Source organism: Rhodococcus sp. KRD197 (assembly GCF_017168235.1).
Lineage (GTDB): Bacteria > Actinomycetota > Actinomycetes > Mycobacteriales > Mycobacteriaceae > Rhodococcoides.
Map to the genome: position 1 here is coordinate 519,825 of NZ_JABFAO010000004.1, position 23,898 is coordinate 543,722.

Here is a 23,898-nt window from a genome sequence, read left to right on the forward strand (position 1 = left end):
TCGAGGATGGTGACGGCAACCGTGGAAACACTTGCTCGCAAACTCGGCCTCAGAACCGACCACCACATCTTCTTCACGTCGGCCGGTCTGACGATCGCGCTGCTCGTGCTGTTCCTGGTTTTTCAGGATTGGGTCGGAAACGCTTTCGGCACCGGCCGCGAATGGATCGTCACCAACCTCGGTTGGCTCTTCATCATCGGCGTGACGGTGTGGTTGCTGTTTCTGATCTGGGTGGCCATCAGCAAGTACGGCCATCTGCGGCTCGGTGAGGACGACGACAGACCCGCGTACTCGAACCTTTCGTGGTTCGCCATGCTCTTCGCCGGCGGCATCGGTACCGTTCTCATGTTCTGGGGTGTTGCCGAGCCGATTTCGCATTTCTCCGCACCCCCTTTCGAGGGTGTCGCGCCCTACAGCGTCGAAGCGTCCCAGGACGCGATGAGTATTTCTCTGTATCACCTGAGCCTGCACACTTGGGCGATCTTCACGTTGCCGGGTTTGGCGTTCGGCTTCTTCATCTACCGATACAAGCTGCCGATGCGTGTGTCCTCGGTGTTCTATCCAATACTGAAAGAACGCATCTCAGGCCCGATCGGGAAGACCATCGATGTCTTCGCTGTGCTGGGCACCGTCTTCGGTCTGGCCGTTTCGTTGGGGCTCGGCACGTCTCAGATCAACGCCGGTCTGAGTGAGCTCGTCGGCCTACCCGACGCGGTGTGGGCGAAAGTGGTGATCATCGGCCTCCTCACGGTGGTGGCGACGATCTCGATTGCCGTCGGGTTGGACAAGGGTGTGCGCCGGTTGTCGAACGTCAACATCCTCACCGCCGTCGGACTGATGATCTTCGTTCTGATCGCCTCCGACACCGTGTTCTTGCTCCGTCAGATGATCGAGAGTCTGGGTATGTACGCCCAGGACATCATCCAGTTGTCCTTCTGGAACGATTCCATGGCCGAGTTCACCTCGGACGGTGGGTGGGGTTGGCAGGGCGGCTGGACCGTCTTCTACTGGGCGTGGACGGTGACCTGGGCCCCGTTCATGGGTGTCTTCCTCGCCCGAATCTCGCGCGGGCGGACAATCCGCCAGTTCGTCATCGGGGTGTTGGCTGCGCCGTCACTGTTCACGCTCGTCTGGTTCGTGATCTTCGGCTGGTCGGCGATGAAGATCGACGGTATCGGCGGCGACGGCGGGCCGATCTCGGAAGCGGTGAACGAGAGTGTTCCGCTGGCCATGTTCGCGTTCTTCGAGAACTTCCCGGCCGCGACCCTGGTTCAGGGCATTGCGGTGGTGGTCGTCGCGCTGTTCTTCGCCACGTCCTCGGACTCGGCATCGTTGGTGATCGACATGCTGTGCTCCGGCGACGGTGACGCCGGTCCGGTGCGGCAACGCGTGTTCTGGGGTGTCACCGAAGGCGCGGTCGCGGCCACATTGATCGTGCTCGGCGGCGAGGCGGGGCTCCAAGCGCTGCAGGAAGTCATCACGGTGATCGGTCTACCGATCTTCATTCTCGTGTCTCTGATGATCGTGACCTTGGTGATGGGTTTGCGCGCAGAACGGGTGAAGGTCCAGCCGCTCACCCACGAACAGTTCTTGACGCACAACGGTAAGTCGCCACAAACCGAGTCGGAAAGGGTGCGGTCATCGAAATTGTCCAGAGACTCCGATGACACGGCACCCCCGGACCCGGGTACCGGTGACGACAAAGAGTGAGCCCCCGGCTCGAACAGCACATCGTGTCACCCCCAGAACTCGTGGTCATTCACAACGCGATTGACGTCCCCACATCGTGATTGTGCCGATACTGTTTCGATGGCAGTGTCGGGAAGAATTCGATGGGGGATAGTTCGACGTGAGATCCAGAGTCCGTTCACCGCTCGTTGTCCTCCTCGCCGGGTTGCTCTCGGTTTCTCTGGCGTCGCCGGCCGGAGCAACTCCGTCCGGGCTCACCGATGTGCTTTTCGTGGCCAACAATTGGGATGGCACCGCCGACTACATGTCACCGGACGGCGAGCTCACGCAGTACGGTCGCGTCGACGTCGTACCGGACAAGGACGAACGAATCGCCGAGATCTACCGTGACCCGGTCCGCACCGCGTTCTATCTGGGCATTCGGCAACTCGTCGGTGAGGGACACGATCAATACGCCGACGACATGTACACCACCAACGACGGAAGAAACCTCATCGTGTCCCGGCCGAGCTTCGCCGATGTGGTTTCCATCGACATCGAGTCGGGGGCCATCGTCTGGCGCTTCGCCGTGGATGGTCAGCGAGCGGACCACATGGCGATCTCGCAGGACGGCACCGAAGTCGCTGTGTCGGCGTCGACGGCAAACACCGTTCACATCCTCGACACGGTCGACGGCCGTGAGATCGGCCGTTTTCCGACGGGGACCTCGCCGCACGAGAACGTGTACACCAAAGACGGCCGATACATCATCAACGCAAGTATCGGACGTGTCGAAAGTCCCTTCGATGCACCACAATTGGGCGTGACCAAGTTCCCGCGTTGGATCGCTTTCTACGATCGCACGACAGGCGAGGTAGTGCGCAAAATCGACATCGGCGCCAAGTTGGCCGAGGCGGGACACCCAGGAATGAGCTCGTCGGTCCGTCCCATGACGCTGTCGCCGGACGAGCGCTTCCTGTATCTGCAGGTATCGTTCTTCCACGGCGTCGTCGAGTACGACTTGCAGCAAGACCGCGTCACGAGGGTCGCCGAATTGCCCATCTCTGCTGCCGCTGCCGCCCTTCCTCGTGAGTCGTATCTGTTGGATTCGGCACACCACGGTATCGCCATGAACGCGTCCGGTACCAAGATGTGTGTCGCTGGGACGATGTCGGATTACGCGACGATCGTCTCGCGCGAGACGCTTACCGCGGGTCCGCTGGTGACCGCGGGCGAGAAGCCTTATTGGTCCACCCGGAGCAACGACGGGCAGTACTGCTTCGTGTCCTGGGCCGGCAGCGACAAGGTGTCGGCAATATCGTTCGACACAGGTCTCGAAGTCGCCAGCACCGTCGTTGGAGACCATCCGCAGCGCATGCGCACCGGAGTCGTCGACTCCGCTCTCCTGGGCTCGTGAGTCTCACGCGGGACTACGCGGGGTGGATAGCGCTAGGACCAGGCGGTGAACCGAGGCTAAGCCACCAGGTTGCCGACTGCCCATGTCATGTGGGTGCGGACGGCTAGTTCGGCGTTGCTGGGATCGCCCGCGTCGATGGCGTCGACGATCTCGTGGTGGCGGTCGGCATCCATGTTTCCGACCGCGCGATCACGGCCGGCATACATGATCGACATGCGGATCGAGCCTTCGAGGTTGCTCCAGGAGTGTAGAAGTGTCTCGTTGTCGGCAGAGCGACAGAGCAGACGGTGAAAGTCGAGGTCCGCTTCGATGCGGGCGTCGAGGGTTTCGTCCTTCGGCGCCTTTCCCATCAAATCCAGTGCCGCTCGCAGGTCAGCGACGATCCGAGCGCGTTCGGCGTGCTTGGCGATCTCGGCGGCGGCGAGCCCTTCGAGGGCGGCACGGACCGAGAAGATGTCTTGGATTTCTTTCGTGTCGAGGTGCCGGACGTGAAGCCGTCCGCGTGCCCCAGTGACGACGAGGCCTTCCTGCTGCAGCTGCCTCAATGCTTCACGAAGTGTGCCGCGGGAAATCTGCAGTCGCTCTGATAGTTCGGTCTCGACGAGTGCGCTGCGCGGGCGTAGCTCCCCGCTGGTGATGGCGGTCCGCAGAGCGGTGACGGCCTGTTGACGCAGATTGGTCTTCTGCAGTCCGAGAAGTGTGCCGGATTGCCCCACCATGGAGCCTCCTTTCATCGGAGACGAAGTGGTCGTCTCACTGGAGACAGTCAACAGGTAGCTGTCGACAGTGAGTGTACGTGCACACGACGATGTCTTCTCGGACCGCAGAGCCATCGCTGAGGTCTACAGTTCGGCCAGAATGCGAGACTCGATGCTCGAGCTGGACAGGCCATAGCGATCGTGCAGGGTGGGCAGCGCGCCGGCCGCGAGGAATTCGTCCGGGAGCGCGATGGCACCGATCTTCTTGCCGAGTCCGCGTTCGACAACGGCGGAAGCGACGGTCTCGAACAGACCACCGATCTTGGTGTGGTTCTCGGCCGTGAACGCCAGGCGGGGTGTATCGAGCTCGGCGAGAACGGTGACAGTGTCGAACGGCTTGATCGTGGGTGTGTGCACGACGGATACGTCGACGTTGTGCTTGACGAGGTTCGTCGCCGCCTGGAGAGCACGCATGGTCATCAGACCACTGGAGATGATGACGACGTCGTTGCCAGGCCGGACCACCTTGGCCTTGCCGAGTTCGAAGGTGTAGTCGTATTCGTCGAGGACAGTGGCCACCTTGCCGCGGAGCAGACGCAGGTAAGTGGGACCCTCCGACGCGGCGAGCTGTGGAACGGCTTGTTCGATATCGATGGAATCGCACGGGTCGACGATCGTCAGGTTGGGCATGCCGCGGAAGATCGCGATGTCCTCGGTGGCCTGATGGCTGGGACCGTAGCCGGTCGTCAGACCCGGGAGACCGCCGATGATGTTGACATTGAGATTGGGCTCGGCGATGTCGAGGCACAGGAAGTCGTACGCACGACGAGCGGCGAAAACCGAATATGTCGACGCGAAGGGGATCAGTCCGGTCTCGGCCATGCCCGCGGATGCGCCCAGCAGCAGCTGTTCGGCCATGCCCATCTGGAAAAAGCGCTCCGGGAACGTCTGGGCGAAGATGTGCATGTCGGTGTATTTCGCGAGATCAGCGCTCAGTCCGACGATTTTGTCGTTGTCCTTCGCGGCCTTGACCAGTGCGTGTCCGAACGGGGCGGTGGCGGTGCGCTGACCCGGGTCGACGAACGAGGCGATCATGGCCGAAGTCTTGAGCTTCGGAGGCGTCGTGGTGGTCATGCTCGAACCTTGTCTTCCTGCAGGTTGGTGGGGTCGGTGAAGCGGCCTGTCAGCTCATCGCGGCAGATGCTCCACTCGTGTTCGTCGATGCGCATGAAGTGCGCCTTCTCGCGGGTTTCGAGAAGTGCGACGCCGAAGCCGATCTTGGTGTCGCAGATGACCACCGACGGGATACCGAAGGGTGATGCCGCGGCGCAAGCGGAGTCGAACGCACCGAGAAGCGCGGCGGGGTCGTTGCCGTTCACACGGTGGACGTTCCAGCCCATCGCGGCCCACTTCTCGTGGACCGGCTCGATCCCGAGCACACCTTGGGTGGGGCCGTCGGCCTGCAGTGCGTTCATGTCGACCATGGCAATGAGGTTGCCGAGCTTGTGGTGGTGGGCGCCCATGGCGGCCTCCCACGTCGAGCCCTCGTCGAGCTCGCCGTCGGAAAGGAAGTTGAACACGCGGGCGGTCGAGTTCTGGTGCCGAAGGCCCAGGGCCATGCCGACTGCGACTGTCAGACCGTGGCCCAGGGAGCCGCCGGAGATCTCCATTCCCGGTGTGTAGGAGGCCATTCCGGACATGGGGAGCCGGGACTCGTCGGAGCCGTATGTCTCGAGCTCCTCTTCGGGAACGATGCCCGCGGCAGCCAGGGCGGCATACAGGCCGATGGCGTAGTGGCCGGTGGAGAGAAGGAAGCGATCTCGTTCTTCCCAGTGGGGGTCTTCAGCGCGATAGTTCAGCCGGTCGGCGTAGACGGCGGCGAAGATGTCGGCCGCGCCGAGGGCCTGTCCGACATAGCCTTGGCCCTGGGCTTCACCCATGTCGATGACGTGGTGTCGCATGCGGTAGGCGAACTCCGCGGCCTTCTCGATGCGGGAGCGCTCGATCTGCGTCGGTGCTGGGGTCGTGATCGTCATGCAAGTTCCTTTGTTTTGACAGGGGCGTGCGCCGGGTGGGGCGTGGTGAGTTCCGCTTCTGCGGCGAGACGGCGTTCGGTCCGTCCCCACGTCTCCTTGGTTGCGACGGCCGAGGCCAGGCCGATGAGTGCGTAGGTGACGAACAGTAGCGCCGGTCCCATCCACCCAATCCAGACGAAGAGCAGCGTGGTGATGAACGGTGTGAAGCCGGACACCATGGCCGAGATCTGGTACGCGAGCGATGCTCCTGATGCGCGGCGTGCGGCGGTGAAGAGTTCGGGAAACCATGCACCCTGTGCGCCGGCGAGCGCGTTCTGGCAGACGGCGTAGGCCAGGATGATCGTCGCAACGATGAAGAAGAAGACGCCGGTGTTGACGAGAAGGAACATCGGGATGCCGAACAGGGCCGCGAAACCGCAAACGCCGAGGTAGACCGGGCGACGTCCGATCCGGTCGGTGAGCCTGGCCCACAGCACGGTGGCGAAAATGCCGATGAAAGACGCGATGCACAGTGCGGTGATGGTCTCCGATGTCGAAGCCAGGTTCTGCGTGTGCAGGTACGAGATCATGTAGGTGACGGACACGGCGTATCCGGCGGTCTCGGCGATACGAAGACCGATGCCGCGCAGAATGTTCGGCCAGTCCTGCTTGATCGATTCCACGATCGGGGACTTGGTGACGCCGGCATCCTTGACGTCGTCGAAGACGGGGGACTCGGGAACCTTGGACCTGATGATCAGACCGACAGCGACGAGAACGATGCTGAACAGGAACGGAACTCGCCATGCCCAGTCGCCACCGAGGTGGACGCTACCGAGGAAGACGAGGTTGGCGAGGAGCAGTCCGACAGGGAAGCCGGCTTGGACGATGCCAGTGAAGGCACCCTTCTTTCTCCACGGAGCGTGTTCGTAGCTCATGAGGATCGCGCCGCCCCATTCTGCGCCGAACGCGAGGCCCTGGATGATGCGCACGACCACCAGCAGGATCGGTGCGACGACGCCCGCTTGCGCGTAGGTCGGTAGGAGTCCGATGGCAAAGGTCGCGATTCCCATCAGGATGAGGGATCCGACCAGAACAGGCTTGCGGCCGACCTTGTCGCCGAGGTGCCCACCGACGATGCCGCCGAGTGGGCGGGCGGCGAAGCCGACGCCGAGTGTGGCGAACGCAGCGAGCGTGCCGGTCACGGAGTTCGAGTTGGGGAAAAAGGCGGTGCCGAAATACAGAGCGGCGGCGGTGCCGAATCCGATGAAGTCGTACGTTTCGATGACGGCACCGACCGAGGATCCGGCAGCGACGCGTTTCGCGTCCTTGGTGCCGTGGACCGGTCCGCGCATTTCGAGAACTTTGTCGCTCATGAGAACGCTCCTGCAGAGGTAGTGGTTCAAAACTCGTCCAGTGACCGTCGACTGTCAACAAGTCGAGTGTGACCCAATGCACTGTCACTGTCAACAGTTAACCGGCGACGGTTGACGGTTGACTGGAGTGAGGCTTACTGTGGGGTGAATCACGACGGATGGGGATTCATCAATGTTCGAATCGCGGTTGGGATGTTCGACCATCTCGTTCCGGCACCTGACGCTCCATCGAGCGCTGGACCAGATCGGGAATCTCGGATTCACCGAAATCGACCTGGGATCACTGCCGGGTGTATGCGATCACGTACCGCTCGACCTCACAGGCCGGGCGGTAAAGGACGTCGCCGACGCGGTTTCCAAGTCGGGTCTGAGGGTTCGGTCCATCAACTGTGACGTGGGTGATCTCAACGACCCGGCGACGGATCTGTCCAAGTCGTCGCATTGCGTTGGGTTGCTCGAACTGGCTGCGACCGTCGGTGCAAAAGCGCTCGTGTTGCCGAACGGGGCGATCGGACGTACCCCGATCGGCGATCTGGCCACCGACCTGGATCGAGTCGCGGCGAATTTCGAATCGATGCTCGGGTGCGCACAGGGATATGGCGTCGAAGTGTGGACCGAATCGCTCCATGTGTTCAGGCTCTGCTGCAACTCGATACGTGCCGCCGCCTTGACGTCGCGTCTGAATCCGAGCATCGGGATCGTGATGGACTTCAGCCACATCGTCGCCTCCGGCGGAAACCCCGTTCGCTTCGTCGAGGCTTTCGGTCGGCGAATCACTCACGTGCATGTTCGCGACGCTACGAAAGGGGCGGTTGACCTCGACGGCCCCGAATGCATCGAAGACCCGGGGAACATCAATCTCAGTGTCGGACGGGGCGACGTCGATTTCGGCGCAGGCTTGACGGCGCTGCATTCAGCGGGTTTCGCCGGGCATTTCGCGCTCGAGCTCGAGACGCGCGACATCACCGACGAACACCGACCCTCGGCGACATCCGCCGCCGGGCACGTGATCACCACACTCTTGAATCGATCGACAACCGAGAAGATGGAGACCTCATGATGGGCAAGAAGATTCGTACCGCGGTAGTGACCGGAGCCGCTTCCGACAAGGGAATCGGACGCGCCACTGCCGAGCGCTACGCCGAAGATGGTTGGGGCATCGTAGTTCTCGATCTCGACGGTGAAAAGTCCGCGAAGGTCGCCGCAGAAATCGGCAGCAGCTACGACGTCCCGGCATTCGGACACGCCATCGATGTCGCCGATGAGGCGTCGGTCAACTCTGCCTACTTCCGAGTCAAAGCCGAGGTCGACTCCGGGGCGCTGCCCACCGTCGGTGCCGTCGCCAACATCGCCGGCATCACCTCACCCGTGCCGTTCATGGAGACGACGGTGGAGCTGTGGAACAAGGTGTTCGCGGTCAACGCAACTGGAACGTACCTGGTGACCAAGGCGTTTCTGCCGGACATGATCACCGAAGGCTGGGGCCGGATCGTCACCATGTCATCGGTGTCCGCGCAGCGCGGCGGTGGCGTGTTCGGCAAGGTTCCGTACTCCTCCGCCAAGGCTGCCGTACTCGGCTTCACCAAGTCGCTTGCGCGCGAGCTGGAAAACACCGGCGTCACCATCAACGCCGTCACACCGGGAGCTGTCGACACCAACATCCGCGTCGGCAGCACCGACGAGCAGGAAGCGGCTATTGCGCGAGGCATCCCGCTCGGTCGCACCGCCACCACCCGGGAGGTCGCCTCGGTCATTACCTTCTTGTCCTCCGAGGATGCGGCGTACTTGACCGGAACCACGATCGACATCAACGGGGGAAGCCACATGCACTGAGGTGGCGTGCGATTCGGTTCGATGCGGATTCCGTGACGGGGTCTAGGTCGACCCATCGATGTGAGTGGTCTTGAGACCCTCGATCATGAGGTGTAACCCGAAGGCGAACTCGTCGTCGAGCGGTGCAGACAGGTGATCTGCAACGGCGACCGTGGCAGGAAAGGCGGTGGTGTCCAAAGAGCGGAACCGTCGTACGACGTCGGGGTCGACCGAGTCGTCAGCGATCTGTACCGCAAACCCGAGCACGTAGTGAGCGAGGGTGGTGTAGGTCCGCGCCGCAAGTTTCGGCTCGAATCCCGCTGCGAGCAACCGTGCAATGCACATCTCTCTCTGCATCAGTGCCTGTGGACCGGTCGGGACTTGCTCGATGAGTAGGGGCGCGGCTTTGGCGTGGAGTGAGAGGGTGGAGTACATGTGCTGGGCGACGGTATGCAACGCGTCGGGCCATGGCAGCGCGAGAAGTTGTTCGTAGGACATCGACACCGAGCCGAATAATTGGTCGACCACGCGGGATACGAGTTCTTGGCGATTGGCAAAGTGACGGTAGAGAGTGGCGGTCCCCGAGTTGAGCCGCTGCGCGAGGCTTCTCATCGACAATGCCTGGGCGCCATGCTCGTCCACCAGTTCGAGTGCCGTGGAAACGATGCGCTCGACCGGCATTGCGGGCCTGCCGGGTGCGCGTTTGGCCGACCTTGTCGGCTTCGGACTCTCGTCGCTCATCGTTCTCGTTTCTTCCGTGTACTCGATTCGCAATCCTAAAGGGCGTTCTGCGCCACGTGTTGCCCGGTGTCGATCGCCAGACGGGACTTCGCCTGGCTCGGCGATGACGACTCGTCGGTCGAGCCTTGACAGCTGCGCCATTTATGGCAACACTGTAACCGTTATGGTTGACAGCAACTGCTCATCGCTTCGTCTTCCCGATGATGGGATTGACATTCGTTACACCCGTTCCGGTTTCGGTGATCGGGTCATCGTCCTACTTCATGGAACTGCATCGTCACTCGAGCACTTCGATTCTCTGGTGCCGTTGCTGGATCCGAACTGGGACGTCATTCGAATGGATCTGCCCGGTTTCGGATGCACGGGTCCTCGCCCGGATCGGGACTACCGGATCCGCACGTATGCGCGAACAGTCTCCCGATTCCTCCGCGAGCTGAACATTCCCCGGTACACGATTCTCGGTAACTCGCTCGGTGGCAACATTGCCTTCGATATGGCTCTCGACCAGCCGGATCGAATAGAGGCGCTCGTGCTGGTCAATGCCACTGGGTACCCGCTCAAGACGCTGCCGAAGGGAATGCAGCTCGCGAGGAAGCCGTGGGCACGCCCCATTTTGCGTCGTTGGCTTCCGCGAAGCGCTGTCGAACGCAGCCTGAGCGACGCGGTGGGCCCTGGCTCATCGATCGTCGACGGCGCGATGATCACCCGCGTGCATCGAATGTGGTCCAAACCCGGCAACAAGAGTGCGTTCGTGGACTTCGTGAACACCGATCAGGTCGACCGAACTGGACAACTCGGCAGCATCACCTCGCCCACATTGGTTCTGACCAGCGGATCCATGCCGCAAGGATTCGCTTCGGACATTCCGGGCGCAGTGGAACGGATCCACCCTGACGGTGGTCACCTCCTCCCAGAGGAGCAGCCGGATTGGGTCGCGGACGCCGTCGCAGAGTTCTTTCATCGCCCTCGTTAGGAAGAATCGAATGAAGTACTTCGTTCATCGTGCCGAAGACCTCGAGTTCGACGCCGACGCCGGCGGAGAACTGCGTGGCAGCTTCGCTGCGCTCTCCGCAGGTGTAACTCACTTCGAACTCGGGGGTCCGGCTACCGGTGAACTCGTCGTGTTGGTACCGGGTCTGACTGTCCCACTCCTCTACTGGGACGGAGTTGCTCGCGAACTGCACGATCGAGGTTTCCGGACACTCAGCTACAGCGCCTACGGACGTGGATACTCCGAACGTTCGCGGAGCGAATACGACGAGGCAATGTTCGTTCGGCAGCTCGACGACCTTCTCTCGTATGTGAATATCGGCGGCCGTCCTCATCTGGTCGGTACGTCGATGGGGGCACTCATTGCTATGGCGTACGCCGCGGATCGTCCTGAAGCAGTCAGCTCGTTGAGCCTCATCGGACCCGCTGGAATGTCCACGAAGGCTGCGCTGCAACAGAAAGCACTCAGTGTCGACATGTTGGCGAAACTTGTGGCTCAACGGTTCGGTCGGAAGATCCTGCTCGGTCACCTCGGGCACAACGTGTTGGATCCCGCGTTGGTCGAACCGTTGACGAAGATGGTCGTCGACTGCTTTCGCTACGAGGGATCGATGTATGCGTTCTTCTCGACATTGCAGAACTACCCACTCACCGGCCGCACAGAGCTTTTTCGTCGAATCGGGCAGACCGCGACTCCGACGCTTCTGGCGTGGGGATCCGAAGACGCGGTAACACCGGTCTCCGGATTCGGCCAGGCCAGCGCGTTGCTCCGGCCGGCCATGGCCGAGGTAATCGGTGACTGCGGACACATGGCTCCATACGAACGCCCGGCTCGCACTGCCGAGCTCTTGGCGACCTTCATCGACAACGAACGAGAACGGACCACGTCATGAACGACGACACCAACATCGATGTCTTGATTGTCGGTGGCGGACCCGCCGGCACCACGCTGGGCATCGAGCTGAGACGACGCGGCATCGATGTTCGCATCGTGGACAAGGCTTCGAGCGGCTTCGCCGGATCGCGCGCCAAGGGTATTCAGCCGAGGACTCTCGAAATCATGGAAGACCTCGGAGCTCTCGACGACATTCTGGACGGCGGATCGCTCTACCCGAGGATGGGAATACATGCCGGGCCGCTGGTCGTGCCCTGGGCAATGATCAAGGTCAACAAGCCGAGCGAGCGCGTGCCGTATCCAAGCACGTGGCTGATCCCGCAACACCGAACCGATCGCGCCCTGCACCATCGTCTGGAGGAGTTGGGGGGCCGCATCGACTACCAGTGCGAGGTGTACGACCTCGAGCAGGACGAAAACGGCGTCACCGTCGAGATCTCGACACCGACAGGTGACGAAGCTGTCCGTGCGAAGTTCGTTGTGGGTGCCGACGGAGGCTCCAGTGTCGTGCGTAAATCGGTGGGAATTGCATTCGAAGGTACGACCGATGAGGAAGATCGCATGCTCATCGTCGATGCCGTGGTCGAAGGTGACTTGAGCCGCAAGTATTGGCATATTTGGCCGGTCGGCGGGAAGTTCGTCGGGGCATGCCCGCTGCCCGATTCGAACCTGTTTCAATGGATGATCAAGCTCGACCCGGACGAGACGCCCCCGACCACTGCTGAGGCGATCACCGCCCGCGTCCGAGCCCGCACCAAGAAGAAGCTCCGGCTCACCGACATCGCATGGCAGAGCGTCTTCCGGCCCAACATCCGTATAGCCGCGAATTATCGGAAGGGCAGGGTTCTGCTGGTCGGCGATGCGGCCCACGTTCACCCGCCCGCCGGGGCACAGGGACTGAACACCGGTGTTCAGGACAGCTACAATCTCGGCTGGAAACTTGCCGGCGTGCTGCAAGGTGCGTCGGACACTCTCCTCGATTCGTACGAGGCCGAACGCCAGCCCGTTGCAGCGACGGTGCTCGGTCTCGCTACCAAAAAGTACGACGCGATCGCAACGATGAGTCCGGCCGCCCTCGCGCGCGGCAAGGACGAATATCAACTGGCCGTCACCTACAACGGCGGACCGCTGGCATCGTCGGCGAACGCGTCCACATCGACACTTGCGGCGGGGGATCGGGCGCCGGATGCTCGTCTCGATCGCGATGGGACAACGACGAGGCTGTTCGAGCTCTTCCGTGGCACGCATTTCACCGCGATCGCCTACGGGCCGGGTGCTCCAGAAGCGCTCGCGAGCATCGAGTGGCCTACGTTCGGTGCCGAACTACGGACGATCGCGATCGACGCTTCGAATGCTACTGCCGATGACGTTGTCTCCGATATCGATCGGAGTTTCCGGTCTTCCTATGGGGTGTCCCGCCCAACGGCGTTTCTTGTTCGCCCCGACGGATACATTGCGGCGATCGCGCTCGTAGATGAACTCGAGCCGATCACCGCGGTGGTCAGTACTATGACGTCGATGTCCTGACCGATGGACACGTATCGCAATCTCTTGTCACTCTCGAACAAAGGAATCTCATGTCGACTGTTCAAGTAGTGCTCCTCGCGGTTTCCGGAGTGCTGACCGCATTGGTCCTGGTGGGCGCGGGCGGAAGCAAGATTGCAGGTAAGCCTGCGATGCGTGAATCGGCCGAGCACTTCTCGATCCCGTGGAACCAATACCGGCTGATCGGATTCGCCGAGATCGCCGGTGCGGTCGGGATCCTCGTCGGCATCTGGCTCAACGGTCTGGGCCTCGTCGCGGGTATCGCGGTGGTTGCCTTGATGGTCGGCGCAGTGGCATTCCACGTTCGGGCCGGTGATGCGATCAAGGGCATTGTGCCGGCCATCGTGGCTCTCGCCATCTCCGCCGTCTACGTTGTGGTGCAGGCTTTCGTACTCTGGGGTTGAGCCTCGACTCACTGGACACGAGTGACACCCGTCTCGATCGGGAATGTCGGGCGCCGCGGACAGGTTGTGCCCCCGAGAGGTTCTGTGCCACGCATGCCCGCGAGGCAGAACCTGTACGCGTGCAAGGAAAGAGGCGAACCAGTGACGTTGTTTTCTCCGTTGACGCTAGGCGATCTGACTCTGCAGAACCGGCTGGTGATGGCCCCGCTCACGCTGGTGCGGTCCGGCCGTCACGGTGTTCCCGGACCGCTGGTGGCCGAGCACTACCGCCAGCGATCCACACTCGGCCTGATCGTCAGTGAGGGCACCTACCCGAGCCATGCCGGTCAAGGATTTCCCGGTCAGCCGGGGTTGGTGACGCCCGAGCAGATAGCCGGATGGCGCGAGGTGACCGACGCCGTGCACTCCGAGGGCGGGCTCATCGTCGCCCAGGTGATGCACGCCGGACGCGTCACACACGAGGCGACCACCGGAGGCCGTGAGGTCGTGGCTCCGAGCGCCATCGCCATCGACGGTGTGACGCGTACCTACGACGGCAAGAAGCCGTACCCCGTCCCGCGGGCATTGGGCACCGACGAGCTGTCCTCGGTGATCGAGGAGTTCGTTCAGGGCGCGAAGAACGCGATCGCTGCCGGATTCGACGGCGTCGAGCTGCACGCGGCCAACGGCTATCTGCTGCACGAGTTCTTGTCACCGGCTTCCAACCGACGCGAGGACTCCTACGGTGGATCGCCGGAGAACCGCGCGCGTTTCGTTGCCGAGGTGGTCGAGGCCGTCGCCGACGCCATCGGCGCGGGCCGAGTGGGTATCCGCATCTCGCCCGAGCACAACATTCAGGATGCGTTGGAGACGGACGGTGACGACGTACGCGCAACCTATCGCAGCCTTCTCGATCGTATCTCGCCACTCGGCCTGTCGTATCTCAGTGTGCTACACAAGAACCCGGCGGGCGAACTGGTGCAAGACCTGCGCCGGGCCTTCAGTGGCCCTGTCCTGGTCAACAGTGGCTTCGGCGAGATCACCACGCGGGAGGAGGCGCTGTCGATCATGGCTGACGGCGTCGGCGACGCAGTGGTCGTGGGCCGCCCGGCCATCGCCAACCCCGATCTCGTCTACCGCTGGAGCAGGGATCTACCGCTGAACGCTGTGGACCCGAGCACCTTCTACTCGGCTGGAGCCGAGGGCTACACCGACTACCCGGCGCTGCAGTCGTAGAAGAATCCGAGGACAGAGACGGCCCGCGCCTGACACAGGCGCGGGCCGTCTCTGTAGGCATCACGATGAACGTCAGCCGATGATCTTGTGCTCCACCGTGCCGATGTTGTCCAGAGTCAGGGTGAGGGTGTCGCCGATGCTCAGCCAGTTGCCCGTCTCCATACCGCTACCGCCGGGAAGCGTTCCGGTACCGAATAATTCGCCGGGAAGAAGCTGCTCGTCCCGAGAAGCGTGCGCAAGCATCTCGCCGAGGCTCCACTGCATGCCGGCGCTGTTGACGCGGCTCACTACCTCGCCGTTGAGGGCCACCGTGCCGGTGAGATCGTTGATGCGCGGAAGGACCTCGTCAGCTGTGACGGCGGTCGAGGACATCGATGACCCGAAATGCTTCGACTTCTGCGGTCCGAATCCCGAGGCCATCTCACGTCGTTGTACGTCGCGTGCGCTGAAGTCGTTCAACAGGACGAAGGAGCCGATCGCGGCTGTCGCCTCGGCTGGCGACGCGTTGCGAAGCGGCGCCGACAGGACGAACCCGATCTCCAGTTCGTAATCCAGTGCGCGCGAATACGACGGCATCTTCACCGGGGTGCCACTCGGCACGAACGTGAGGTGATTCGACATGTAGTAGATGGGCTGTTCGTAGAAGAGCTTGGCGGGCTTGAACTTCGGAAAGGGCCTGCCAGTGAGCTTCTCAACGACCGCGGTAGCCCTGAACTGCCCCGGATGGAACCGGCGTACGAGACCGCGGCTTGCGGCGATGTTGTGCTGCTCGTACAGCAGAAAGTCTCGGAACGATACCGGATGGAACGGCAGTGTCAGATCCGAGGACTGTCGATGACGCCGATCGACCGACCGGACCCACTGCTCGTCGAACGGACTGCCACCCAATGCGCTGTTGTCGCCCAGCGTATCCCAGCTACCGTCGCCGTTTTGGTACTCGGCGACAGCCCCGTCGCCGGTGTGTACCCTGCGAAGCTTCATGAACCCCCCGTTTCGAACCGAATTTCCCCCGAAATGCCGATTATGGCGTTCGGGCAGATGCTACATGCCGACTCGGCTCATCCGGTAGGGATCACTCGACGTAGGAATGCCAACTGGTCCGATACGACGCGTTCGAAAGCCTCGCCGACATAGATTTCGAAGTGACCGAATCGGTACACCACGATCTCGCCCTGCGGCGCCGTGGCCGCAAGACGCAGTGTTTGCTTGGTCGGCGCAACGGTGTCCGGATTGCACACGCAGAACAGCACCGGAGCGGCGATTCGGCGTGCCGCTCGTCCCGGGAAATAGCGGAGAATGTCGAACGCGAATCGTGCCGCAACTTCACTTGGAAGCGATGATCCCGGTGGCTGCAGACTCCGATACCCGGCGAGTGCGTCGCGGCTCGCCATCAACGCGGTGCCGCGGTGCTCGGCGACGAGCGGTACCGTCACCGGCGCTGCGCCTCGGATGGCGGCGAGGACGTCACGGATCGCCCGCGGTGTGACGCCGATGGTTGTCCTCAGCGGCATCGCCATTGCGGAGGCGAGACCGTCGGTGAAGGGGCCTTGAGACACGACCGCCGCGATATTCCCGTCTGCGGCGGCGGCTTTGAGAACATGACCCCCGCTGAGGGACGAACCCCACAGAACGATCCGGGAGGTGTCCACTCCGTCGAGGGTGCGCGCGAATGCGATCGCTGCGGCCCAGTCGGCGAGTTGCATGCCGATGTGGACCAGTTGCCGCGGCTCGCCGCCACTGGCTCCGAAATTGCGGTAGTCGAACACCAGGCACGCATAGCCGGCCTCGACGAAGCGCTCGGCATAGGCATCGAGCCGCATTTCGCGGACACCACCGAGACCGTGCGCCATCACGATGACCGGCGCCCTGCTGCCGTCGTTCGGCTCATAGAGCCACGCAGCACACGTGGTCTCACCAGACTTGAATTCGACATCTCGTCGCGTACTCACAGCATCCCCCCGGATATCGGCTACCACCACTGCCGGATCGCCAGCCTGCCTCGAGCGCAGGTCCAGGGCAAGTGCGTCGTGATCGGGGTCTGCCGGCTCGGCCTTGGAATCCACGAAATGTATACAACCATCTCCGATTTTCGGGCTATAGTGCTCATGTTGCACAAGAATGTATACAACAGGGAGTGGCATGGAAGAGGAAGGCGCAGGGTCGATCGGGCCCCTGCACGGCCTACGCGTGATCGAAATGGGCCAACTGGTGGCGGGCCCGTTCTGTGGCCAGATCCTTGGCGACCTGGGCGCCGAGGTCATCAAGATCGAGCAGCCGGGCAAGGGTGACCCGATCCGTGAGTGGGGTCGCGCACTTCCGCAGGGCGAATCTCTGTGGTGGTCGGTCATCGGTCGAAACAAGAAGTCGGTAACGGTCGACCTGCGTACTCAGCAGGGGCAAACCGTTGCCGCACGCCTCATCTCGCGCGCCGATATCCTGGTCGAGAACTTCCGCCCCGGAACACTGGAACGGTGGGGGCTCGGCTACGAGAAGTTGTCCGCGAACAACCCCGGACTCGTCTTGACTCGGGTGTCCGGGTTCGGACAGACAGGCCCCTACTCTTCCAGGCCCGGCTATGGATCGATCGGAGAGGCGATGGGCGGATTGCGCTACATCGTCGGTGACCCGTCGACGCCGCCCTCACGTGTGGGAATTTCGATCGGGGACACGTTGGCCGCTGTTTTCGCTGCGATCGGAACTCTTGGTGCGGTGTACGAGCGAACCCGTAGCGGACGTGGGCAGGTGGTCGACTCGGCAATCTACGAGGCGGTCCTCGGCATCATGGAATCGATCGTGCCGGAGTGGGTGCTGTCCGGGTATCAGCGTGAACGCAGCGGTGCGATCCTGCCGAATGTGGCTCCGAGCAATGTGTATCCGACTGCGGACGGCGGGTGGATGCTCATCGCTGCGAATCAAGATACGGTTTTCGCGCGGTTGGCGGCTGCCATGGGCAAGCCGGAACTGGCATCGGATCCGCGATTTTCCACGCACGGCTCTCGCGGCGAACGTCAGCAGGAACTGGATGCGCTGGTGACGGAATTTACTCTGACGCAACACAGTCGAGAGCTCGAGCGCCTTCTGCTCGCGCACGCGGTGCCGGTCGGCAAGATCTACCGTCCCGCGGACATGGTGACCGACGAGCAATTCATCGCCCGCAAGAGCATCGTCAGCACCGATCACCCGACACTGGGAAGCGTGCCGATGCAGAACGCGTTCCCCAGGTTGAGTCGTACCGACGGTGGCGTGCGGTGGCCTGGACCCCAGCTCGGAGAACACACCCTCGAAATATTGGAATCCGTGGGCGGATACAGTCGAGCCGATATCGACGCTCTGCGTGCCGGTGGAGTCCTGTGATGTTCTCGGACGCATTGCCCGCCTCGGCCACGCTCGTGGAAGTCGGTCTGCGCGATGGACTGCAATCGGTGGACACGGTCGTGCGCACCGACCAGAAGTTGGAAATCCTCCAGGGTGTTCTCGATGCGGGTTTCACCACGGTGGAGATCACGTCCTTCGCTCATCCTCGGGTCCTTCCTCAGTTCGCCGATGCCGAGCGCGTCATCGCCGAAGCGCCGCGTGTGAGGGGCGTTCACTACAAGGCGCTGGTGCCCAATCTTCGGGGCGCGCAACGCGCGTGTGCCACCGATATCGACGAGATCGTCGTCGTGGTGCCGGTCGACGAAACCATGGCACGCAAGAACCAGAACGCCACCCCCGAGCAGTTGCTGTCCGAGTTCGAGCGGATCGTGGTCGAAGCGCGTCGATCCGACAAGAAAGTCAGCGTCGCCGTAGCAACGGCGTTCTTCGCGCCATGCCGGGGCCCGGTCGGCGCGGACGAGTTGGACGCGGTCGTTGCGCGCGTGGTGGACGCAGGTGCTGACTCGCTGTATCTCGCTGGTACGACCGGAATGGAAACACCAGTCGACTTCATGGACGGAGTGAGCCGCGTCAAGAGGAACTATCCAGACATCGGGGTGGGTGTTCACCTGCACAATCGCAACGGCCTCGGCTCGGTCAACGCACTCGCAAGTCTGTCCGCCGGCGCGGACTGGCTGGAGGCGTCGTTCGGCGGCCTCGGCGGGGACATGTGGTTTCCGGGTGAGAGGTCCGTTCTCGGCAATGCGCCGATGGAGGATCTCGTGGTGTTGTTCGATGCCCTCGGCATCGAAACCGGCATCGACCTCGATACCTACCTGGCAGTCGGTCGCACGGTGGAACGCTTCACCGGGATCGCGTCCCACTCGTTCGCTTCCCGCGGTGGGACCCGCAAGGACCTCGCTGATGCACAATGGCCCACATGAGAGTTCGGTCGGTCCTTCCCCAGCGGTCGCAGTGTCCACACTGAGCGACGCGATCTTCGGCCTCATCGTCTCGGGCGAGTACGTCAGCGGTGAGAAGCTCAACGAGGTGGAACTTGCCGATCGTATGGGTGTGAGTCGCACACCGATCCGCGAGGCGCTCAAGACTCTGGCGAACACCGGTGTCGTAGTCATCGAGAAGAACAAGGGCGCGCGGGTGAGTGAGTTTTCACCCGAATCGGTGATGGCCACCTACTCGACTCGCTCGCTGCTCGAACCCTGCGCCGCGCGGTTGGCCACCGAACATCTCACCGACGAGGAACTCGCGGCTCTTCGCGAATCGGCGGAAGTAATGTTCGATATGGTCACCGGAGAAGGCGATCTGGCTTCGATTGCGGCGTCGAACAACGAGTTTCACGCGAGCATCCTGTCGAAGTGCCCCAACGCCCGCATGGCCGAGATCTCGCTGGGCATGCTCAAACCCCTTGTGGCTTCACGGACATTCCGAGGGTACTCGTCGGTCGAGTTGGAGCGGAGCGCCCGGCACCATCTCGAGATCGTCGACGCCCTGGAACACCGAGACGGTGAATGGGTCGAGGCCATCATGCGGGCCCATATTCGGGCCGGCTACCACAGTGCTCTGAAGATGCAGACCGGACCGACGTGATCTGTGTGCGCAGTGCAGAGACCGTCTCGGTCAGTTCTCACGACCCGGAGGATGCACCTGCGGTCAGTAGATCGAACGTTGCGCGGACCTCGTCGAGAGTCGGGGTGGGGAGGCTACCGCGAGCGTGGACGAAGCCAATTCCGGCATAGACCAGGGCTCCCGCGCGCAGCCGTGCCTGTTCCTCGTCGAAGCCCACTTCCCTCATGGCGTCCTGAACCACTTCGAAAATCCTTCGATCCAGCGCGGCCACCGAATCCGCGACCTTCTGGTCGGTTCGGGCCCAATCCCGTACGGCTATTTCGACTCTGCGCGTGTCCTCGTCGATCAGCGTTTGCGCCATTCGTTCGAAGCGTTCTGCTACCGGGATGGTGTCCATTGCATTGAGCCCGCGGACGGTGTCGTTCTGCTTGTCACACCAGCGGTCTGCGATCGTCGTCATCAGGGCGTCGATGTCGTCGAAATGCCAGTAGAAACTACCCTTGGTGACGCCGAGTTGTTCGCACAGTTTGGTGATCTTCACCCCGGACGCGCCCTCACGTACGAGAAGGTCGAACGCGGCACCGATCCAATCGTCGAGTGACAATCTCGTCGTTTTTCTGGACGTCGACTTCTTGGGCGTGGTCGCCCCGGCGGTCTTCGTGCGTGCAGCCATAACAGGGAGTCTATGCGCGGCTCGAGTCCGACTCATGGCAGTGCGCCTATAGCGATTGATAGAACAGCAGGGTCGTGCACGAGGCCGAAGTGATGGGTGCTGTTTCCGGCGTGCACATCCTGAACGATCACCGTCTCCGCTGCTCTGACCTCGGCGGACCGGGGAGGAACCACGAGCCCATCGGTGTCGGAGACGATGTCGGTGTATCGAACGCCCTCGGTGCGCAGGCCATCCGCCTCGAGCGCAGTCAGAAAGTCGGACCCTGCAATCAACTGTCGGCAACCACCGCAGACGGGATCGATCACGGGCTTCTCGAGCGCGAGCACCGCGTCGTACGTCCCGAGTTCGCGGCTGATGGTCTCGATCTCGTTCAACCCGCCGATGTTCGTGCCACGCCACATCGGACCGATCGTGACGAGTGACCGCACCGGAGTGTCGACAGCGCGCTGCAAGTAGTACTGCACCGCGAGCGCGCCTGCTCCGTGCGCGATCACGTCGACATCTCGGCCCCGATAGTCGGCCAGATGCGCGCCGATCTCGTGTGCGCTCTGCTCGAGCGGTGCGACGCCGGCGACGTTGTCCCACGCGAGGGTTGCCGGCGTGTCGCCGTAAGCGATTGCTTCGACGCAACGATCCGATTCCTGCAGTTGCGCTCGTAGGTCGCGCCACTGCTCGGTGCTGCCGGCCATGTCGTGCACGAGCACGACGGTGCCGCGGCAGTCCTGTGTGCTCGGCAACGCAGCGACCGGTTGAACGGCGGTGAATTGCAGCAGCGACGCTGCGGCCAGAGCTAGATAAATCCTCATAGTTTCCCCGTTCGCTTCCGTGGACGTTCTCCGTACCATACAGTGCGGTATTGACCGATGGTGATCACAGCGGAGGGACGATCCATGCGACGAAAGACCGATCAGCAAGCGCTGATCCGCAGGAGAACGCTCCTACAGGGGCTCGGAGTCGGCGGACTGGCGGCAACCGTCGGTGTCCTGTCGCCGGCCAGTTCGTTCGGCGGCCCGGGATCGGTCGCGGATATCGACAGCCCGCTGCTGTTCCATTCGCCGAAGCTCACTCCGTTCGTGGACCAGCTACCGCGGTTGCCCATCCTCACCGGCACGGACATCACACTGACGGCGAATTCGACGACGCATTCCTTCCATCGCGATCTGCCGCCGTCCAAGGCGTTGGCCTACTCAGGGGCCGACTATCTCGGGCCGACGATCGAGGCGAGAAGCGGAATCGAGACGACCTTCGCGCTCACCAACGAGATGGGGGCGCATCCCCTCGGCAAAGACATGGACATGACCCTGCACGGGATGCAGGAAGACTATCGTCGGCATCCACCTACCGTCATGCATCTGCACGGCGGTGTCACTCCCGCCGACAGCGACGGCCATCCCGAGCAGATGATCAGTCCCGGACAAACTGTCACGCATCGGTTCCCGCAGCGCCAAGAGGCCGCCCACATGTGGTATCACGACCATGCAATGGGCTTCACCCGACTCAACGTCTATGCCGGACTGGCCGGGATGTACTTTCTCCGTGACGAATTCGACACGGGCAGAATCGACAACCCGCTCGGGCTGCCCGCCGGAAACTTCGAACTGCCGCTGGTGCTACAAGAGAAGATATTCGAGTCCACTGGACAACAGAGCGTACGTTCGACGGCCATCGTCCCGGAAGGCTCGTGGGAAGGCGGAGCAGTCGGCGACGTCGGCGTCGTCAACGGCAAGATATGGCCGCAGATGTCGGTCTCACGCGGGCTCTATCGCTTCAGAGTCATCAATGCCGGTTCTTACAGCGTGTGGAATCTGCATTTCTCGAACGGCATGCAGTTCTTCGTCATCGGGAATGACGGTGGATTGCTCGACGCGCCGGTGGCTGCCACACATATACGTCTCGCGCCTGCCGAAAGATACGACATACTGGTCGATTTCGCGAAGCTGGCGGAGGGGGAGAGCGTAGAACTTCGCAACGACGAGGCTCCGCCGTTCCAAGCTGCCGTCATCGGCGCTGTCACGATGCCGTTGTTCTGCCGCTTCGTGGCCGACGGCTCGACTCCATCCGGCGCGCGTGTTCCGAGGACGCTGCGCGGGCCTGCCGGTCCACTTCCGCTTCCCCCGATCGCGACGCCGACGGTATTCCGCGACGTCACCGTCAGTCAGCCATACATCTTGCGGAATCCGCCATCCATCATGTCGCTCAACAATCTGAAGTTCTCCTCCGACGATATCGAGAAGCCTCGGCAGGGCACTGTCGAGCAGTGGAACATCATCAACATCACCCCCGATCCGCATCCGATTCACATACACCTCGTGCACTTTCGAATTCTCGGAAGACAGGCGCTTCGGACCGTCGACTATCAGCTCGCACACCCCCAGCCGCCGGTCGGAACGCGCTGGACGCCCAGCGCCGAGGGGTTCGTCACCGGCCCCCTGGTGCCACCGGAGCCGTGGGAATCCGGTTGGAAGGACACCGTTCGTATCGACGGAGGTACCGTCACTCGCATCGTTGTCAGGTTCCCTACGGCCGAGGAATTGGGATTCGATCCGGACGAACCGTTCTCTGCCATGGCGCACATCACCGGTGATGCCCGAACCGGTCAGCCCGGCGCCGCTGCGCATGGCGGGGGAGCTGGGCACGGCGGGGATGCGGGAGCGCACGCGCACAAGGATTTACAGGGCTATGTCTGGCACTGTCATCTGCTCGATCATGAGGACCACGACATGATGCTGAAGTACCGGGTGGTGCAGTGAACACCACTCTGGATCGAGCGACGAGATCGGTGGGTGAATTCTACGCTCTTGCAATGGATTCGGCATCTGCGCTTCGTCGGCCTTTTCAGTGGCGAGAGTTTCTCGAGCAATGCTGGTTCATCGCGCGTGTGTCGTTGCTGCCGACCGTGCTGATGTCCGTACCGTTCACCGTTCTCGTGGTCTTCACGTTGAACTCGTTGCTGGGAGAGATCGGTGCAAGTGATCTATCGGGTGCGGGAGCAGGTTTGGGCGCCGTCACGCAGATCGGGCCGCTGGTGACTGTGCTCGTCGTAGCAGGTGCCGGTGCCACTGCAATCACAGCTGACCTGGGCTCACGAACAATTCGCGAGGAGGTCGACGCGATGCGAGTACTCGGTATCGACCCAGTTCAGCGCTTGGTGCTTCCGCGTGTATTGGCTTCGACTGTGGTGGCGGCGCTACTCAACGGAGCCGTCTGCGCCATCGGGCTCATCGGTGGATTCTTCTTCTCCGTCTATTTGCAGAACGTTACCGCCGGTGCGTACGCGTCGGGTATCACCCTCCTGGTCGGATTGCCCGAGTTGCTCCTCTCCGAGGTCAAAGCAGCCCTGTTCGGAATGATCGCGGGACTGATCGCGTGCTATCGCGGACTTGCCGTCGTCGGCGGACCGAGGAGTGTGGGCGAGGCGGTGAACGAAACCGTGGTCTTCTCGTTCGTGGCACTGTTTCTGGTCAACATGCTTCTCACCTCCGTCGGTGTGGCATTGAGTGGCAACTGA

The 23,898-nt window shown here is 62.3% G+C and carries 23 protein-coding genes; 14 read left to right on the forward strand and 9 right to left on the reverse strand.

Translation table 11 applies throughout. The features are described 5' to 3' along the window. Window positions 1–21: 21 nt before the first annotated feature. On the forward strand, window positions 22–1,710 hold the full coding sequence (locus tag J1M86_RS08675; protein ID WP_307786571.1) for a BCCT family transporter: 1,689 nt from the start codon (window positions 22–24) through the stop codon (window positions 1,708–1,710). A 139-nt stretch (window positions 1,711–1,849) separates the two neighbouring features. After that, window positions 1,850–3,085: a YncE family protein gene (locus J1M86_RS08680; protein ID WP_075838209.1), complete on the forward strand. Its 1,236-nt coding sequence runs from the start codon at window positions 1,850–1,852 to the stop codon at window positions 3,083–3,085. 56 nt (window positions 3,086–3,141) lie between these two features. Here the strand turns inward: J1M86_RS08680 and J1M86_RS08685 are convergent, their stop codons facing one another. The 4 genes from J1M86_RS08685 to J1M86_RS08700 all read right to left on the reverse strand — a co-directional run bounded on the left by J1M86_RS08685 (window position 3,142) and on the right by J1M86_RS08700 (window position 7,174). Beyond that, window positions 3,142–3,804 carry a GntR family transcriptional regulator gene (locus J1M86_RS08685; protein WP_206509543.1) on the reverse strand — a complete coding sequence of 221 codons (663 nt, stop codon included), beginning with the start codon at window positions 3,802–3,804 and terminating at the stop codon, window positions 3,142–3,144. Window positions 3,805–3,927: 123 nt separating this feature from the next. Beyond that, the gene (locus J1M86_RS08690) at window positions 3,928–4,917 is read right to left on the reverse strand and encodes a transketolase family protein (RefSeq protein ID WP_206509544.1); all 990 of its coding nucleotides are present in this window, start codon (window positions 4,915–4,917) and stop codon (window positions 3,928–3,930) included. After that, window positions 4,914–5,819, reverse strand: a complete 906-nt coding sequence (locus tag J1M86_RS08695; protein WP_206509545.1) for a transketolase — start codon at window positions 5,817–5,819, stop codon at window positions 4,914–4,916. Before J1M86_RS08695 ends, J1M86_RS08690 begins: the two co-directional genes overlap by 4 nt. Beyond that, window positions 5,816–7,174, reverse strand: coding sequence for an MFS transporter (locus J1M86_RS08700; RefSeq protein WP_075838292.1), 1,359 nt, complete (start codon window positions 7,172–7,174; stop codon window positions 5,816–5,818). Before J1M86_RS08700 ends, J1M86_RS08695 begins: the two co-directional genes overlap by 4 nt. 172 nt (window positions 7,175–7,346) lie before the next feature. Here J1M86_RS08700 and J1M86_RS08705 point away from each other — a divergent pair, with 172 nt between their 5' ends. Then, window positions 7,347–8,234, forward strand: a complete 888-nt coding sequence (locus tag J1M86_RS08705) for a sugar phosphate isomerase/epimerase (RefSeq protein ID WP_206509546.1) — start codon at window positions 7,347–7,349, stop codon at window positions 8,232–8,234. Then, on the forward strand, window positions 8,234–9,007 hold the full coding sequence (locus J1M86_RS08710; RefSeq protein WP_075838207.1) for an SDR family NAD(P)-dependent oxidoreductase: 774 nt from the start codon (window positions 8,234–8,236) through the stop codon (window positions 9,005–9,007). Before J1M86_RS08705 ends, J1M86_RS08710 begins: the two co-directional genes overlap by 1 nt. A gap of 42 nt (window positions 9,008–9,049) precedes the next feature. On the opposite strand, the gene J1M86_RS08715 is transcribed toward J1M86_RS08710, so the two are convergent. Then, a complete protein-coding gene (locus tag J1M86_RS08715; RefSeq protein ID WP_075838206.1) occupies window positions 9,050–9,727 on the reverse strand; it encodes a TetR/AcrR family transcriptional regulator in 678 nt (225 codons plus the stop codon). A 163-nt stretch (window positions 9,728–9,890) separates the two neighbouring features. On the opposite strand from J1M86_RS08715, the gene J1M86_RS08720 reads away from it, so the two are divergent. From J1M86_RS08720 to J1M86_RS08740, 5 genes are all read left to right on the forward strand, one after another. Further along, window positions 9,891–10,700 carry an alpha/beta fold hydrolase gene (locus tag J1M86_RS08720; protein ID WP_206509547.1) on the forward strand — a complete coding sequence of 270 codons (810 nt, stop codon included), beginning with the start codon at window positions 9,891–9,893 and terminating at the stop codon, window positions 10,698–10,700. Window positions 10,701–10,710: 10 nt separating this feature from the next. Continuing rightward, complete coding sequence (locus tag J1M86_RS08725) at window positions 10,711–11,610, forward strand: alpha/beta fold hydrolase (RefSeq protein WP_206509548.1); 900 nt, start codon at window positions 10,711–10,713, stop codon at window positions 11,608–11,610. Beyond that, on the forward strand, window positions 11,607–13,139 hold the full coding sequence (locus J1M86_RS08730) for an FAD-dependent monooxygenase (RefSeq protein WP_206509549.1): 1,533 nt from the start codon (window positions 11,607–11,609) through the stop codon (window positions 13,137–13,139). Before J1M86_RS08725 ends, J1M86_RS08730 begins: the two co-directional genes overlap by 4 nt. Window positions 13,140–13,189: 50 nt before the next feature. Further along, window positions 13,190–13,561, forward strand: a complete 372-nt coding sequence (locus tag J1M86_RS08735; protein ID WP_075838203.1) for a DoxX family protein — start codon at window positions 13,190–13,192, stop codon at window positions 13,559–13,561. Window positions 13,562–13,702: 141 nt separating this feature from the next. Next, on the forward strand, window positions 13,703–14,776 hold the full coding sequence (locus J1M86_RS08740; RefSeq protein ID WP_206509550.1) for an alkene reductase: 1,074 nt from the start codon (window positions 13,703–13,705) through the stop codon (window positions 14,774–14,776). A gap of 72 nt (window positions 14,777–14,848) precedes the next feature. Here the strand turns inward: J1M86_RS08740 and J1M86_RS08745 are convergent, their stop codons facing one another. Beyond that, window positions 14,849–15,757, reverse strand: coding sequence for a fumarylacetoacetate hydrolase family protein (locus J1M86_RS08745; protein WP_075838202.1), 909 nt, complete (start codon window positions 15,755–15,757; stop codon window positions 14,849–14,851). A gap of 77 nt (window positions 15,758–15,834) precedes the next feature. Continuing rightward, window positions 15,835–16,725, reverse strand: a complete 891-nt coding sequence (locus J1M86_RS08750) for an alpha/beta hydrolase (protein ID WP_206510005.1) — start codon at window positions 16,723–16,725, stop codon at window positions 15,835–15,837. A gap of 190 nt (window positions 16,726–16,915) precedes the next feature. Between J1M86_RS08750 and J1M86_RS08755 the strand changes: the two genes are divergently transcribed. Genes J1M86_RS08755 through J1M86_RS08765 form a run of 3 tightly spaced genes read left to right on the forward strand, consistent with a single transcriptional unit; the run spans window position 16,916 to window position 19,738 of the window. Continuing rightward, window positions 16,916–18,130: a CaiB/BaiF CoA-transferase family protein gene (locus tag J1M86_RS08755; protein ID WP_206509551.1), complete on the forward strand. Its 1,215-nt coding sequence runs from the start codon at window positions 16,916–16,918 to the stop codon at window positions 18,128–18,130. Next, window positions 18,130–19,074, forward strand: coding sequence for a hydroxymethylglutaryl-CoA lyase (locus J1M86_RS08760; protein WP_206509552.1), 945 nt, complete (start codon window positions 18,130–18,132; stop codon window positions 19,072–19,074). The genes J1M86_RS08755 and J1M86_RS08760 overlap by 1 nt, the downstream gene beginning before the upstream one ends. A gap of 31 nt (window positions 19,075–19,105) precedes the next feature. Further along, window positions 19,106–19,738 (forward strand): GntR family transcriptional regulator, encoded by a 633-nt coding sequence (locus J1M86_RS08765; protein ID WP_206509553.1) that lies wholly within the window; start codon window positions 19,106–19,108, stop codon window positions 19,736–19,738. A 37-nt stretch (window positions 19,739–19,775) separates the two neighbouring features. Here the strand turns inward: J1M86_RS08765 and J1M86_RS08770 are convergent, their stop codons facing one another. Further along, a complete protein-coding gene (locus tag J1M86_RS08770; RefSeq protein WP_206509554.1) occupies window positions 19,776–20,390 on the reverse strand; it encodes a TetR/AcrR family transcriptional regulator in 615 nt (204 codons plus the stop codon). A gap of 32 nt (window positions 20,391–20,422) precedes the next feature. Then, window positions 20,423–21,196 carry a triacylglycerol lipase gene (locus J1M86_RS08775; RefSeq protein ID WP_206509555.1) on the reverse strand — a complete coding sequence of 258 codons (774 nt, stop codon included), beginning with the start codon at window positions 21,194–21,196 and terminating at the stop codon, window positions 20,423–20,425. A 57-nt stretch (window positions 21,197–21,253) separates the two neighbouring features. Between J1M86_RS08775 and J1M86_RS08780 the strand changes: the two genes are divergently transcribed. After that, entirely contained in the window at window positions 21,254–23,140 is a 1,887-nt protein-coding gene (locus J1M86_RS08780; RefSeq protein WP_241259732.1) for a multicopper oxidase family protein, read from the forward strand. 53 nt (window positions 23,141–23,193) lie between these two features. Then, window positions 23,194–23,898 carry an ABC transporter permease gene (locus J1M86_RS08785; RefSeq protein WP_075838289.1) on the forward strand — a complete coding sequence of 235 codons (705 nt, stop codon included), beginning with the start codon at window positions 23,194–23,196 and terminating at the stop codon, window positions 23,896–23,898.